Consider the following 15,779-nt stretch of genomic DNA (forward strand, 5'->3'; position numbering starts at 1 on the left):
ATAACAGGTGTTTTATAGCAGCATTATTTTAAGTGCGTATGCGGCTAAATATAAAAATAGCCGCCAAAGTTTGTGTTACTTGGTACGCGGTTTAGCTTGCTGCCAATTCATACCAGTAGAAAAACGATTATCAAACCCATGCCATGCTGGCAGTGGCTTACCATTAACCACAGCTTGGTCGCCATTTTGTGGTAAGTCTAGGTATTCACATTGGCTGGTAATACATTTTACGTGGCAGTCCATCATAGCAAGTACAAAGTGTTTGTTGGTCTCGTTTAAGGTGCGCATTGACCACGATGGCTCGTAGTAATGGCCTATATCTAATTCGCTGCTACGTTTGGCAATAGCAGGAGCAGGGTGCGGCGCAATATTATGGCGCGCATTTTTGTAAGTAAGCAGGTACTTGTCGGTGCTGCCCGTTTGGTTATATAGGTTTTTAATGCCTTCATAACCGGATATATCATCTAAGCTACCCGCGATATAAAGCGAAGGCACTTTAATGTTTTGCATAGCACTGGCATTAAATAAGTTATGTTGCCCGCCCCAAGGCGCAAAGGCCACCATGGCTTTTATGCGTGTATCTACTTGTGGATTTTTATATTGCCCACCTGCACAGCTATTGAGTAATTGCTGCACTTGTTTAATTTGTGCAGGGTCTTTCATACCGGTAAACATTGCAGTCGTTTGCTCGTTAAAGTCATAACAGCCACCAATTGTATTAACCGCGCCAAAACCACCCATAGAGTAACCAATTACGCCTGCTTTTTTGTTATCTACTTGCTTGCTGGCAAAGTTGTTTTGTTCGTTAAAGTAGTTAAGTACAAATTGTTGATCGCGTGAGCGGTTAATAAGGGTACTAAAAAAGCCCGAAAACGGCGCATTTTTAAAATCAACATCTGCATTGGTTGAGTCGGTATGATCTATGGCTGCCACAATGTACCCATGCGATGCTAAATGTTCGCCCAAGTAATACATAATTGTACGATAGCCGGTATAACCGTGTGAGAGCACAATAACAGGGTAGTGCTCTTTGTTATTAATGGCTACATCGCGCATGGCATCGGCTTGTAAGGTAAACGCTTTACCTGTACGGGTTATGTCGCTGTAGCTGGTTAAGGGTGCGTTTGCACTGTTTGCTGCTGGGTACCACACTTCTACTTTTAAAGGGCGATCTTTTTTAGCTTGGGTTGCAGGGTCAAACTGCGCGGGATTTATTAAATCAAGCGTTTGTACGCCAACGCTGTAACTACCTTTAGCAGCAAGCTCAGGAAGTACTTCGCTGGTTAAAGGTGGGTAGAGTTGCTCAGGCGTTTTTTGATCTGCAAAAACAGTACTTGCTGTTAAGCAGCCCGTTGCTAGTAGCAAGGCTTTTGAAAGCGCCTTTAACGTGTGTGTGGTTGTCATTGTGTATCCTTGTTGTGTGTATTTTTTATTATTAATCTAGCTGATGGGCTTCAACGCTATCGCTGTATTTAAGCTGCCACTGCGCCCGAAGCGTATCCATTATGTGCATTACCCGCAGGCTTGTGCTGAGCGGTAATACATTGCTTTGTGTTTGTTGTTGTAAAATACATTCGCTAACGTGAGCAATTTCAAATTTAAAGTTTTCATCGTCATTAAAGCTAAAATCAAACTGCTGCACTTGTTGTGCGTTTAAATGAAGCTCTAGCGACTGTGCACCAACAAATTCAGCAATGCGAATATACCCGTGCTCCCCTAAAATACAGGCTTCGGTAGGGCCATTTTGTTGTAACGCGCTACTAAGCTGCGCAAATTGCCCTTGGCCGTAATTTATAAGGGTTACACTGCGCTCATCTACGCCGGTCGTGCTTTTATGTACTAATGATTTAATTTGTTCAGGGGCTTTATTAAATACCACATCGGCAATCGATATAGGGTAAATACCTAAATCAAGCAATGCGCCACCTGCAGTCGCAGGATTCATTAAACGGTGTGAGTCAGCAAAGTTGCCCGCTAGGCTAAAGTTGGCATTAACACTGTGTACTTTGCCTATGATGCCCTCGCTTAATAACTGCTGCAGTTTTACTATGGCAGGTAAAAAGCGCATCCATACACCTTCCATTAAAAAGCAGTTTTGTTGCTCGGCTAACTGGCTAAGGGTTGTGAGTTGCTGTGCATTAACAGTAATGGGCTTTTCGCTGAGTACATGCTTATCGTGCACTAAGCATTGCGCAATAGTTTTAAAGTGTTGCTCGTGGGTATTAGCAATATATATGGCGTCAATGTGTGGGCATTGCATAAGGGCCTGGTAGCTCTCATAGCCTTTAACTGAATAGTGTGTGGCAAATTCTTTTGCGCGTTGCTCGCTGGTCGATGCAGCGCCAAAAAGCTGTGCATTAGCGCAATGCGCAACGCTTTTAGCAAAGGTGTGAGCAATATTGCCACACCCAATAATACCCCAATTAACCTTTGCCATGCTTATTCCTTAATGATGTTTAAAAAGACGTAATTTGTAATCCTGAACCTGCTGAACATACGTAAATGTCGGCATTTAAATTAAAACGTTCAAAGTAGTGCTGCTCAACCGCTGCTTTAATAAGTGGTACTTCTGCATCACGGCATAAACACACAATAGCACCGCCAAAACCGCCGCCGGTCATACGTACTGCACCGCGTTCGCCCATCGCTTCTTTACAAATTTCTACTAGGCCGTCGGTTGCTGGCACGGTTACTTCAAAGTAATGCTTAAGCGATTGGTGCGATGCCGCCATTAGCTCGCGCAGCGTATCAATGTCGTTATTTTGCAGCGCTTTAGTTGCTGCAATTACACGCTCGTTTTCGCTAATTACATGGTGTGCACGTTTGTATTCGTTTTCGCTTAGTGCATCTTTAGTTGCTTCAAGCGTGTCCATGGTGGCTTTACGAAGCGTGGCTACATTCATTTTTGCAGCTGCTTGCTCACAGTCAACACGACGTTGGTTGTACTCGCTATCCACCAATTTACGTGGGTAGTTAGAGTTAACAATAACAATGTTTAAATCATCGGGTACTTTTACTGATTCAGTTGCTAGGTTTTCACAGTCAATTAAAAGCGCATGGCCGTTTTCGCCTTTTGCCGAAATAAGCTGATCCATAATGCCCGATTGGCAATGCATAAAGTCGTTTTCGGCTTCTTGGCCTAGTAAGGCAATTTTTTCTTCGCTTAAACCAAGCTGTGCAATATGGTTAAACATACCACCAACAGCCACTTCTAATGCCGCCGATGACGATAAGCCACTGCCTTGCGGTAAGTTACTGTCAATAAGTAAATCGGCGCCGCATAAAGTATGGCCCGCGCGCTTTAATACAAATGACACGGCACGGATATAGTTACCCCATTGCGATTGCCCTTCGCTGATGTCTTCATCAACACTAAAGCTGTCTTTTTCGCCTGGGTAATTTAACGAATGCACAGTAATGATGTTGTCGTCGCGCTCTTTAAACATAACTTGAGTACGAAACTCTAACGAGCACGGGAATACAAAGCCGTCGTTGTAATCGGTAAATTCGCCAATTAGGTTTACACGCCCAGGTGCTGCAGCAATACCTTGAGCAGGCGCACCGTACAGTGATAAAAATTGTTGTTGAAAATCGTTAAGCGTCATCTGTGTGTCCTGCTGTTTTTTTGTAGTGTGTGGTACTAGCTGCTTGTAAAATAGAGGCAGCTGTTTCTGCGCTTAAATCGCGCTGGCTTTCGCCTAGCATTTCGTAGCCAACCATATGTTTTTTAACGGTGGCAGAGCGAAGTAGTGGCGGGTAAAAATGGGCATGTAAGCGCCAATGTTGCTCATCTGAGCCACGATTAGCCGGTGCATTGTGCCATCCCATAGAATACGGGAAGCTACAATTAAATACGTTGTCGTATTTAGTGGTTAATACTTTAAGCGCGTGTGCTAGGGCGTCTGTTTGCGCATCGTTTAGCTGGCTAAAGTTTTGAATGTTATCTTTAGTTACAAGCAGTGTTTCAAACGGCCATGCTGCCCAAAATGGCACCACAACAAGCCAGTGCTCGTTTTCAAATACGACGCGGGTTTTATCCGTTTGCTCTTTTTGCACATAATCGGCAAGCATCGCACTGCCATGCTTTTTATAATAAGCAAGCTGCTGGGTATCTTCGGCTTCTATTTCGGTTGATAAGTGCGAATGCGCCCATACTTGGCCGTGTGGATGAGGTTGCGAGCAACCCATGATCTCGCCTTTATTTTCAAACACCTGAACACACTCATAGTGTTGTGCAAGTTCTGTGTAGTTATCTTTCCAGGTTTTTACTACTTCGTGTAGGGCATCGTGCTCAAGCTCTGGCAGTGTTTTGTTATGCTCTGGCGAAAAACAAATCACACGGCATTCGCCGCTTGCTTCATCAGCAATAAATAAATCGCTGTCTGAGTCTAAGCTTTGCGATTGCTCGCTCTCATTAGGGGTAAGTGCGCCAAAGTCATTTCTAAATACATGGGTGTATTTGTAATCTGGGTTGCTGTCACCATTTGCACGGGTGTTGCCTGGGCAAAGTGGGCAGCTTTCATCGTGTTTTGGTAGTACGCTTTCGTTTACTGCTTCTGTAGCACCTAACCACGGGCGGTTATTACGATGCGGTGATACTAATACCCAGCGCCCCGTTAGCGGGTTTTTACGTCTGTGAGTACTTTCTAATAAAGCCATGTTAACTCTCCAACCCACTTGGGTAATTAGTTTGCCAGCGCCATGTGTCGTTGGTCATGTCGCTCAGTGTTAGTTCTGCGTGCCAGTTAAGGGTGGTTTGCGCTTTTGTGGCATCGGCGTAATTACAGGCAATATCGCCTGCTCGGCGCGGTGCACTTTTATACGGAATATCTTTATTGGCTGATGCGCTAAATGCTTTGATCATATCAAGCACCGAATACCCTTGGCCGGTGCCTAGGTTGTATGCATGAAAGGCGGTATCTGTTTTATGTTGCATAAAGGCCGCTACATGGCCTTTAGCTAAATCTAAAACGTGAATATAGTCGCGCACGCCGGTGCCATCTTTGGTGTCGTAGTCGTCACCAAAGATATTAACCACTTCGCGTTTACCTACCGCAGTTTGAGCAATAAAGGGCATTAAGTTATTTGGGATACCATTTGGGCTTTCGCCTAATAAGCCGCTTGGGTGTGCACCAGCTGGGTTAAAGTAGCGAAGAGCAATGCCCATAAATTGGCTGTTGGCATTACATACGTCTTGCATGGCTTGTTCAACCATAACTTTGGTCCAACCGTAAGGGTTAGTAGCGCGTATAGGGTGTTTTTCATCAATAGGTAGATAGTCTGGCTCGCCGTACACAGTGGCCGATGAGCTAAATATAATATGGTTAACGCCTACCTCTTGCATGTTTTGTAGCATGCTTAATGTGCCCGACACATTGTTTTGGTAATAACGCAGTGGTTGCTCGGTTGATTCACCTACGGCTTTAAGTGCTGCAAAGTGAAATACAGCCTCAGCTTGGCTGTGTTTAAGGGCAAGTTTAAACTGCTGCTCGTCTTGAATGTCACCTAAAATAAACTCAAAACGGGTGCCGGTAATTTTTTCGAGTTGATCAAGCACACGGGGGCTTGCGTTAGATAAGTTGTCGTAAATAACTGGGGTAATGCCTGCCTCATGAAGGGCAATACATGTGTGGCTACCTATATAACCCATACCGCCTGTAACTAAAACTTTCATGTGTTTTCTCGAAAAGTGTATTTATATGATAAATACTACTATTAAGGTAATTTAAAAACAATAGTTATGATTGCCCGTTATTTCAAATAAAAGCTTAAAATTTACCCAAGCAAAGGCACAATGGCTATACCTACTAAATAAGGGCGCATAGGTTTATCAATTAATTCTATAAACTGATTCTACAGGGCCACTAATTATTAGTCGCTAAAAGTGGTGGTACTATTAATAAATAGCAGTGAGCTAATGCGTGTGTAATTTGTCGTTAATGCAATGGCCACAGTCTTAATATAAAAAGGAACGTTCAACATGAAAAAAACAATTTTATTAACCGGTGCCACCGACGGTATTGGCCTAGAGACCGCTAAAATGTTGTTAGCGCAAGGGCACACTGTATTATTACACGGGCGCAACCAAGACAAGTTAAATACCGTACAAGCAAGCTTAAACGCTGATTACCCGCAAGCAAGCACAGCCACCTACATTGCCGATTTAAGCGATATGGCGCAAGTAAACACCTTGGCTCAGTCAGTGTTAGCCGACTTACAAAACGCGAATAAAATACTTGATGTAGTTATTAATAACGCCGGTGTTTATAAATTGGCAAATATCACTACTGTAGATGGGCTAGATGCACGGTTTGCAGTTAATACGTTAGCGCCTTATTTACTTACTAAAGCGTTACTGTCTGTAATGAACACGCAATCACGTGTGGTTAACGTGTCATCGGCTGCACAAACCAGCGTTAACTTTGACTCGTTAGTGGGCAACAAGCCACTATCAGATAGCGCAGCCTACGCGCAAAGCAAATTGGCTATTACTATGTGGTCGCGTCATTTAGGTTTAGCACTTAAAGGTAACGGGCCGTTAGTTGTTGCGGTAAACCCTAAGTCGTTACTAGGTAGTAAAATGGTAAAAGATGCCTACGGGCTTGCTGGTGGCGACTTAAAACTAGGCGCTGATATTTTTTGCCGCGCCGCATTAAGTGACGAATTTAAAGATGCCACTGGCCTTTATTTCGATAACGATGCAGAGCGCTTTGCACCGCCACATCCAGATGCGCTCAACCCTGCTAAAAATCAGCAGTTAGTTGATACGTTAGATAGCCTGCTTGCTCAGCTAAATGCTGATAGCTAGTAGCAATTTAACGCGAAAAGATTTTACTGATGCCTTATAAGGCCTAGTTGTTTTTTATAAAGCCGATATGTGCTTTAAATGTTTTACCCTTTGTTGATCGTCAAAGAGTTCACCTAACGGTGAACTCTTTTTTTTGCGTGCAACATTACTCTTGTTGTAAACGCTCGTACAACCAATCTTTTAATTCTGAACGCTCATGTTTTAGTTGATTCATTTGCTCATCGCTAATGGGCGCATCTTTAAGCTCTAAAACACGAATTTCTTTATCTAGCTTGTCGTATTTATCAGCCTTTTTAGCAAATTCTGTGTCGCTTTTATTTAGCTCTGCAATGGTATTTAGGTACTGTGGAAAGTCATTGGTAAGTGAGTGGTCTTCGCCTAACATATTCGCTCCTTAGTAGGATAAATGAGTTACTTAAGTGAATTACTTAAGTGAATTACTACCTTTTCATATATTACTCTGGGGCTTAGACAATAATAAATCAACCATAGCTAGCTTAAATTGATATAGCGCAGCGACTGGGTAGAATTTTGTTTAATGCCTACTTTTAAACAGTGATAGAGTGATTTTTAAACTCTATTATAAATATTATTTTGAAACTGATTGTATGTTTAGCCTTATTATCATTTGTAAAGGGTGTGTCTACAATGAAGCTTCATTACATAATTACTTATCGACAGATAACAGAGGCAATACCCATGAAAGCAATGACAATTAATAATTTTGGTGGCACTGAAGAGTTTGTAGCAGCTGAGGTTGCAAAACCACAAGTAACAGCAGGTAATGTGTTAGTTCGTATTGCCGCAACAAGCGTAAATACAATTGATATGATGATTCGTCAAATGGGTGCTGACTTACCCTTTGCTCCAAAGCTACCGGGCATTTTAGGGATGGACTTTGCAGGCACCGTTGAAGCTGTTGGCGAAGGCGTAACAGACTTTGCAGTAGGTGATGAAGTATATGGTTGTGCTGGTGGCCTAGGCGATTTACCAGGTGCACTTGCTGAGTTTATTCTTGCTGATAAGCGCTTAATCGCTCACAAACCTAAAAACCTAAGCATGAAAGAAGCAGCCGCTATTCCACTTGTAGGTATTACAGCACTTGAAGGCTTAACACGTGCAAGTGTAAGTGCAGGCCAAAAAGTATTAGTACACGGCGGCGCAGGTGGTGTAGGCCATTTAGCAGTACAACTAGCCAAGCATTTTGGCGCTGATGTTTACTCAACTGGCGGTAACGCAGAGCAACTAGCACTAATAGAAAGCTTTGGCGCTACAGGCATAAACTTTAAAGACGAAACCGTAGAGCAGTACGTTGAAAAACACACAAGCAACGTTGGTTTTGACATGGTATTTGACACCGTAGGTGGTGGTAACCTGACTAACTCATTTGCTGCAGCAAAGCTAAATGCACAGGTATCTACAACGCTTTCTTTATTAGAAGTAGATTTAAGCCCTGTACACTTTAAAGGGTTATCGTTAAACGTAATCTTTATGCTTATTCCAATGATCCACGACTTTAACCGTCAAGACCACGGCGACAAACTGACTAAACTTGCACAAATTGTTGAAGCAGGCGGTATGCGCCCAGTACTTGATGAGCAAGACTTTAGCTTAGAAGAAGCAGCTAAAGCGCATGACCGCTTAGCAAGTGGCCAAGCTATGGGTAAAGTAGTTATTTCTGTACAATAAATTATACCAATCCGCATAATTAAGTGATCTATTTTGAGGATGGAAAAGCGTGTTGATAGCAAGGCAAAAAATTCGCTATTTAGTTGCTCTAAATGAGAGTTTTTTAACGTAGATAGCGACACGTTTAGCCCCTGAAAATGATTAAGTATTATTGCGGATTGGTATCATTACGGCCGGCATCCTCGCCGGCCTCTTTCTTTTTTATGCCCGCCTGATTAACGTTTGTACACCCTTTTTTATAACCAAATATAAACAATAGTGCTTTTATTAATCGTATATAATTACGTTTTAAAATGAGTTGTTAATATTTTAGGGTCAGAGCAAGCGTTTATATGAAAATATTCACTAATAAATTTGCCAGTAAAGCTAAGCAGTTTTATATCGGTATTGTGCTGGTAGGCTGTGTACTGTCTGCGATGGTTTATTATCAGGCAGAAACCATTAAGCGCACCTCATCGACCTTAATGGAACAACAAATTCCGGCGCTGCGCGATATTCGTTTAATCGAAACCTACCTAGTAAAGCAAGAGCGCTTATTATATGAGTATTACGCAACGAGTAAGCGTGAACTTTATTTAATCGACTTTTTAGAAAACCATGTACGTATACTTGCGCTAATAAAAAACCTAGATCAAAACCACAGCACATTAGCGCTAGAAAGCAGCTTAAGTGATGAGTTTAAAAGTGGTTTAGACTTAGCACTTAAATTACACGAAAACCTATCAAGCAGCAGCACTAGTTGGGATTTAGCCAGAGAACAACTAGAGCAACTCACTGAACTGCAAGCCCAAGTGATGGGACACTTAACAAATGCAGAAACGGTTATTTCAAATGCGGTTGATAGCGGCTACAAAGACACCGAAAGCAACCTGCACACCACAGTCAATATTGTGTTTTTGTTTACGTTTGCCATAGTGCTGGTAAGCATTTATACAGGGCGTTACGCATCTAAATTTATAAAGCTTAGTGCCCGTAACGAGCGTTTAGCGCTATTTCCAACGCGCAACCCTAACCCAATTGTGAGTTTAAGCGCTAACCTTGAGCTTAACTACTGTAACCCTGCCGCTATTGCTATGCATAAAGCGTATGTAAGCGATAAGCACAGTACGCCCATTGCATTACTAAGCCCTAATATAAAGCAGCAACTAATAGACACTAAGCAGTCGGCTAGTCATGTTGAGCGCTTTTATACACAGCTAGATAACCATTACCTCACTTACCAAATACATTGGCTGCAAGAAATAGATGCCTTTGATATACACATACGCGATGTAACAGAGCAATTTGAGGCAGAGCGCTCATTAGAGTATTTAGCCTTTCACCACCCGTATTCAAAGTTGCCTAACCAAGCCAGTTTAGAAACATACACCAATGAGCTAATTTCGCTTGAGCAGCCTTTTAGTTTAATGCTGATTGATGTAAGCCACTTTAAGCTATTGCTTGAGCAATATGGTTTATCGGGCGCTAACGAGTGTATAAATGCCTTTGCTATGCACTTATCGCACAGCGCTAATAAATTTTCTCAGCAATTAAAAAGCAAAAACAAACTGACCTTCTACCACATTGCCGATGCAAACTTTGTGGTTATTTATACCGAGCAAGATTGCTCAACAACCCTAGATGACTTACTCAAAGGTGTACAAAGCCGTTTAAGCCAAGCTATTAGCACACCGTACGGTGAAATGCGCATGAGCTTTAACTGCGGTGTAACACGCTACCCAACTAGTAATGACTATAAAACGCTTCTACTGCACGCCAATATTGCCTTAGAAGAGGCGGTAAAACGTAATATTCCCTACGCTTATTTTGATACCGAAAGCGGAGTTAAGCACGCTCAGCAACTGCATATTGCTCGCCGCCTTGATACCGCGATTGAAAAGCAGCAGTTTGAGCTTTATTTTCAGCCTAAAATGCACCTTAAATCGCAAACCATAAACAGCTGCGAATGTTTAATTAGGTGGTTTGATGATGGGAAGTTTGTCTCTCCTGCGCAGTTTATTCCTATTGCCGAGCACAGCGGGTTTATATTGCCATTAGGCGAATGGATACTCGATAGTGCCTTTGCCCAAGCTAAAAAATGGCATCAGCAAAACTTAAATATCCGCTTGGCTATTAATATATCGGCAAGGCAATTTACACAGCAAGACTTTGTGCAAAGCATAAAACAGCGGTTGGCGCACTTTAATGTGCCCGCGCATTTAATTGAGCTAGAAATTACCGAAACCGCCATTATGGACGATGAAGAGTTTGGTATTTCAGTACTGCAGGCGCTGAGTGCACTGGGTATTAGCTTATCAATTGATGACTTTGGTACGGGCTATTCGTCGCTGGGTTACTTACAGCGTTTTCCGGTTAATAAATTAAAAATAGATCAGTCGTTTGTGCGCAATATGGCCACAGACACACGGGATCAGGCTTTAGTACTGAGTATTTGCCAATTAGCTAAAAACTTAGGGCTCGATATTATCGCCGAAGGCGTAGAAGAGCATGCCCAACTTGAAAAACTAAAAGAGTATAACTGCGACCTAATTCAAGGGTACTTGTTAAGCCGGCCAATACCAGCAAACGAATTTGAAGAATTTTTAGCTAAAGGCGTAAGTTTTTAAGGCGTTTTGCTAATGTATGTTGGGTAATTATTAGTGATAGAATGGCCTTATAAAAGCTTCTATCGCTCATTTTACAAGCCGCACATGTGAGCAAAGAGCACTACATTATTAAATAAGGTCGTTGTGTAATGCTGTTGATGATCGACAACTACGATTCGTTTACTTATAACCTAGTACAATATTTTCAGCGCTTAAACCAAGAGGTGCTGGTAAAGCGTAATGACGAAATATCTGTTGCGCAAATTAAGCAACTTAACCCCAAGCATATTGTTATTTCTCCGGGTCCTTGTACGCCAAACGAAGCGGGTGTGTCACTCAATGTCGTTGAGCAGCTAAAAGGCATTTACCCTATTTTGGGTATTTGCTTAGGGCATCAAACTATAGCGCAAGCGCTAGGGGGCAAGGTTATACGTGCTAAGCAAGTCATGCATGGTAAAACCTCACCTATTGTTCATAATAATAAGGGGGTATTTACCGGTTTAGAAAACCCGCTTACTGTGTGTCGTTATCACTCGCTGGTGGTCGAAAAACACAGTTTACCGAGTGAATTAGCCATTACCGCATGGAGCCAAACCGAGCAAGGTGAGTTTGACGAAATTATGGGGCTACTTCACACAGAGCTTGCTCTTGAAGGCGTGCAATTTCATCCCGAGGCTATTTTAACAACTCAAGGGCTCGAATTGCTTGCTAACTTTTTATCTCGCTTCTAACCTTACAGTAACCACCGAATGGTAATACTTATACTGAATGGACTTTATGACTGAACTTGCGTCGCAAAAGCGAATAGCCTCAATGCTTGACCAGCGTGCTCACGACTTGCTGCTTGGCCATAGTTTTGCACATCAACAAATTGGCTTTATTCATACGCTGGAAATTGATTATGGCGAACCAATGAAGCAACGCACGTTATTAGAAGTAGAAGTTGCCGCACAGCATAAACGCCAGCAAAGTAGCACCGCGCATCATAAGTACCGAGCACAAGCGAGCAAACAACTTCATAAAGTAATAGAAACAGCCATATTTAAGCAATTAGAAGATATGGATGCTGTTATTCAAAACACCATAGGCATAGAAGATAACGTTGCTACCATGCTAGATATACTGGCGGTTAAGTCGGCAAGTGTTGGGCGTTTAGAGCCATTGGTAAATGATTCTAGTTGGCTTGGCCGCGAATTAGTGTCATTGGTAAACCTGCCTTACTACCGAAAGCAGCGCAGCAAAAGTACCTCAGTTAAAGTAGACAGCCCCGCACTTGCACTGCGCTATATTGGCCTTGATAACTTACAATTGGTAATTCCTACTTTTGCTATGCGCCATTGGATGCCACACAGCACAGAGCCATTTCCATTATTAAAACGCCGCTTGCGCGATGCCGCCATGGCCAATGCAATTGCGGCGCAAAAAATTGCAGAGCTTAACGATGTAAACCCTGTTCATGCGTTTACACTGGGCATGCTTATAGATGTTGGGCGTATTGCCTTAGTACGCTTGTACTTAAAAACCTTTGAACAGGTATGGCAACGCAAAGTGCAAATAGCACGTGAAGCACAGCAAAAAGATTTACACACGGCATTGTTGGAGCTAAAGCCAGATCCCTTATTTTTAACCACGTTGTTAAGTAATAAGTCGCTTGAGTTAAGTGCTAAAGTTATTCGAAAAATGGCTTTTAAGTTTTTGCCGTTTAATCATGTTATGGCGCAACTTGTTCATGGTATTGAGCAAAGTAGTGATGTTTTCCCTATGAGTGAAGTCATGCTTAAAGCGCGATGCTATTCGCAGTATTTAAATCTAAAACAGCACCAACTTATTGAACAAGATGAAATGCAGGCGTGGTTTTCGTATCACCAATTCACTAAAAATGAGCTAAAAGCCCTCGAAACAAGCAATTTTACCAACCTTGCTATTCAAATTGACTAAAAAGCGGCTTACTCGCTGGTCCTTATATCGGTAAATTGCCGTTGGTGGCGGCAAATTTTCATTAACTATTGAATTTTTTGTTAATTTTTTTGCGACTATTCATTCATTAACATCTCCCCAAGCACACCTCGCTTTAAGCACTTAATGTAAGGCGCGACTCACTGCGCAGGCGCATAAGTATTAAAAAATGGCATTTATTTTCTATGCAGATAGTTATTCACTATCTATGAAATAATATCCCAAGGCCTTTATTTTAAAGGCCTGCATGAAAGTTTTTAACGAGACAGCACCACAAATATCTGAAATAATGAGCGCCTGAAAATTGAACCACAAGGCAGTTTTACGCTCAACCTTTTGCTATTTAGTGCGTAAATATCTTGGTTACATTTATAACCAAACACCTATTTTGATGTTTTGTGTTGCTCACAATTAAGAGGAAAAAAAATGACAGTCAATCGCGAATTATTTGATCACGTAATGGTTCCTAACTACGCGCCTTCAAGCGTTATTCCTGTTCGAGGCGAAGGCTCTCGCGTATGGGATCAACAAGGTAAAGAATTTATCGACTTTGCCGGTGGTATTGCTGTTAACTGTCTTGGCCATTGCCATCCTGCATTAGTAGGTGCATTAAAAGAGCAAGGCGAAAAAATTTGGCACCTATCAAACGTAATGACTAACGAGCCTGCGCTGCGTTTAGCTAAAAAAATGGTCGATGCGACCTTTGCTGAAAAAGTTTACTTTGCAAACTCAGGCGCAGAAGCAAACGAAGCTGCACTTAAATTAGCTCGTCGTTTTGCACTTGATAAATTTGGTGCTGAAAAATCACAAATTATCTCATTTAACAAAGGCTTTCACGGTCGTACGTTCTTTACCGTAACGGTAGGCGGGCAGGCGGCATACTCAGATGGTTTTGGTCCTAAGCCAGGCGACATCGTACATTGTGATTACAATGACCTAGCTGCATTTGAAGCGCTAATTAGCGACAAAACATGTGCCGTAATGATGGAGCCACTGCAAGGTGAGGGCGGTATTATTTCGCCAACTGACGAATTTGCACAAGGCGTTCGTGAGCTATGTACTAAACATAATGCACTGCTTATTTTTGATGAAGTACAAACAGGTGTTGGCCGTACTGGTGAGCTATACGCATACCAAGGTTTAAACGTAGTGCCTGATATTTTAACGTCAGCTAAAGCACTTGGCGGCGGTTTCCCTATTGGCGCTATGCTAACTACTACTGAGATCGCACAGCACTTAAAAGTAGGGACTCACGGTTCTACTTACGGTGGTAACCCACTGGCGTGTGCAGTAGCTGAAGCCGCATTTGATACTGTAAATACCCCTGAAGTACTGGCGGGCGTAAAAGAAAAAGCAGCATTATTTAACGAGCTTCTTAACGCGGTAAACGAAAAATACAACGTATTTAGCGAAATTCGTGGCCAAGGTTTATTAATTGGTGCAGCCGTTAACGAGCAATACAAAGGCCGTGCTAAAGAGTTTTTAGTAGCAGCTACCGAGCAAGGGCTTATGTCGCTTGTAGCGGGTGCTGATGTAGTACGCTTTACGCCATCGTTAGTAATCACCGAAGCGGATATTCGCGAAGGTATGGCGCGTTTTGAAAAAGCAGTAGCAAGCGTAGTAAACGCTTAAGCGCGTTAAACCACCTTATTAAGGGCAAGCCTGCTTGCCCTGCATATTCTATTTACCGTTATTGATAAGGGAGCAAGCGGACTCATGATGATCCTTCGCCCAATCCAGCAAAATGATTACGCAGCGTTATTAAAAATTGCCCACGAATCGGGCCATGGTTTTACATCTTTGCCGTTAAACGAAGAGCTACTGCAAAAGAAAATTGACCATTCTGTAAGTTCATTTGCTAAACAAACGTCACAACCTGGTGACGAAGGCTACCTGTTTGTTCTTGAAGATACCGAAACCGGTGAAGTAGTTGGTACTTCAGCTATTGAAGCTGCAGTAGGGCTTGATGATGCGTTTTATCATTACCACTTAAGTAAAGTAATTCACTCATCACGCACGTTAGATGTATACAAAGCGGTTGATATTTTAACCCTATGTAACGACTACACCGGCGCGACAGAACTATGTACCTTATTTTTGAAAGATGGCTATCGTAAAAACTGTAACGGTAAACTTCTTTCAAAAGCGCGCTTTATGTTTATAAAACAACATGAGCAGCGTTTTGCACAAACAGTAATAGCAGAAATGCGCGGCGTGTCTGACGAAAACGGCAGCAGCCCGTTTTGGCAGTGGCTAGAAGAGCACTTTTTCTCAATGGACTTTCCTACCGCCGATTACCTAACAGGTATAGGCCAAAAAGTGTTTATTGCTGAACTAATGCCAAAGTACCCAATTTACGTAAACTTGCTAAGCAAAGACGCTCAAGCGGTGATTGGTAAAGTACACGACAACACACGCCCAGCTATTGAGCTATTAAAAAATGAAGGATTTACCTTCAACGGTTACGTCGATATTTTTGATGCGGGCCCAACAGTAGAAGCAAAAGTAGATAACATTGCCACTATTCGTAATGCGAAAGACTTTAAAGTAGAAATAGGCGAAGCATCGGGCGATACCATGGTACTGCTTGCTAACGGCAAGTTAGAAGATTACCGTGCAACGGTTGCAGCGCTTAGCTTTGATGAGCGTGCAAGCAGCCTCATTTTATCGCAACAAATAGCCGATGCCCTACAGCTACAATCGGGCGACACCGTAAGCGCAACCCCAGTTTAATTAAGGAG

The 15,779-nt window shown here is 42.4% G+C and carries 13 protein-coding genes; 7 read left to right on the forward strand and 6 right to left on the reverse strand.

Features of this window, described 5'->3' with window-relative positions; translation table 11 throughout:
- Positions 1–75: 75 nt before the first annotated feature.
- The 5 genes from NQT65_RS16065 to galE are packed head-to-tail and all read right to left on the reverse strand — an operon-like array spanning position 76 to position 5,674.
- Positions 76–1,404, reverse strand: a complete 1,329-nt coding sequence (locus NQT65_RS16065; RefSeq protein WP_256851541.1) for an alpha/beta hydrolase family protein — start codon at positions 1,402–1,404, stop codon at positions 76–78.
- Positions 1,405–1,435: 31 nt separating this feature from the next.
- Positions 1,436–2,437: a Gfo/Idh/MocA family protein gene (locus tag NQT65_RS16070; RefSeq protein ID WP_256851542.1), complete on the reverse strand. Its 1,002-nt coding sequence runs from the start codon at positions 2,435–2,437 to the stop codon at positions 1,436–1,438.
- A 19-nt stretch (positions 2,438–2,456) separates the two neighbouring features.
- Complete coding sequence (gene galK, locus NQT65_RS16075; RefSeq protein WP_256851543.1) at positions 2,457–3,605, reverse strand: galactokinase; 1,149 nt, start codon at positions 3,603–3,605, stop codon at positions 2,457–2,459.
- Positions 3,595–4,659 (reverse strand): UDP-glucose--hexose-1-phosphate uridylyltransferase, encoded by a 1,065-nt coding sequence (locus NQT65_RS16080; RefSeq protein ID WP_256851544.1) that lies wholly within the window; start codon positions 4,657–4,659, stop codon positions 3,595–3,597. The genes galK and NQT65_RS16080 overlap by 11 nt, the downstream gene beginning before the upstream one ends.
- Before the next feature lies 1 nt (position 4,660).
- A complete protein-coding gene (gene galE / locus NQT65_RS16085; RefSeq protein WP_256851545.1) occupies positions 4,661–5,674 on the reverse strand; it encodes a UDP-glucose 4-epimerase GalE in 1,014 nt (337 codons plus the stop codon).
- Between the two features lie 306 nt (positions 5,675–5,980).
- Here galE and NQT65_RS16090 point away from each other — a divergent pair, with 306 nt between their 5' ends.
- The gene (locus NQT65_RS16090; protein WP_256851546.1) at positions 5,981–6,808 is read left to right on the forward strand and encodes an SDR family NAD(P)-dependent oxidoreductase; all 828 of its coding nucleotides are present in this window, start codon (positions 5,981–5,983) and stop codon (positions 6,806–6,808) included.
- A gap of 145 nt (positions 6,809–6,953) precedes the next feature.
- Here the strand turns inward: NQT65_RS16090 and NQT65_RS16095 are convergent, their stop codons facing one another.
- Positions 6,954–7,193, reverse strand: coding sequence for an HP1242/YdcH family protein (locus tag NQT65_RS16095; protein WP_004588182.1), 240 nt, complete (start codon positions 7,191–7,193; stop codon positions 6,954–6,956).
- Between the two features lie 314 nt (positions 7,194–7,507).
- Between NQT65_RS16095 and NQT65_RS16100 the strand changes: the two genes are divergently transcribed.
- The 6 genes from NQT65_RS16100 (at position 7,508) to astA (ending at position 15,771) form a co-directional block, all read left to right on the forward strand.
- The gene (locus NQT65_RS16100) at positions 7,508–8,497 is read left to right on the forward strand and encodes a zinc-dependent alcohol dehydrogenase family protein (protein ID WP_054983394.1); all 990 of its coding nucleotides are present in this window, start codon (positions 7,508–7,510) and stop codon (positions 8,495–8,497) included.
- A gap of 332 nt (positions 8,498–8,829) precedes the next feature.
- Positions 8,830–11,103, forward strand: a complete 2,274-nt coding sequence (locus tag NQT65_RS16105; RefSeq protein WP_256851547.1) for a putative bifunctional diguanylate cyclase/phosphodiesterase — start codon at positions 8,830–8,832, stop codon at positions 11,101–11,103.
- Positions 11,104–11,231: 128 nt separating this feature from the next.
- Entirely contained in the window at positions 11,232–11,813 is a 582-nt protein-coding gene (locus tag NQT65_RS16110; protein WP_004588186.1) for an anthranilate synthase component II, read from the forward strand.
- Positions 11,814–11,859: 46 nt separating this feature from the next.
- Positions 11,860–13,020: an HDOD domain-containing protein gene (locus NQT65_RS16115; RefSeq protein WP_024032033.1), complete on the forward strand. Its 1,161-nt coding sequence runs from the start codon at positions 11,860–11,862 to the stop codon at positions 13,018–13,020.
- 444 nt (positions 13,021–13,464) lie between these two features.
- Positions 13,465–14,670 carry an aspartate aminotransferase family protein gene (locus tag NQT65_RS16120; RefSeq protein WP_004588188.1) on the forward strand — a complete coding sequence of 402 codons (1,206 nt, stop codon included), beginning with the start codon at positions 13,465–13,467 and terminating at the stop codon, positions 14,668–14,670.
- 84 nt (positions 14,671–14,754) lie between these two features.
- Positions 14,755–15,771 (forward strand): arginine N-succinyltransferase, encoded by a 1,017-nt coding sequence (astA, locus tag NQT65_RS16125; protein ID WP_004588189.1) that lies wholly within the window; start codon positions 14,755–14,757, stop codon positions 15,769–15,771.
- The last annotated feature ends 8 nt before the right edge of the window (positions 15,772–15,779 follow it).

Origin of the sequence: Pseudoalteromonas agarivorans (assembly GCF_024518735.1) — a bacterium.
Classification (GTDB): Bacteria; Pseudomonadota; Gammaproteobacteria; order Enterobacterales; family Alteromonadaceae; genus Pseudoalteromonas; species Pseudoalteromonas atlantica.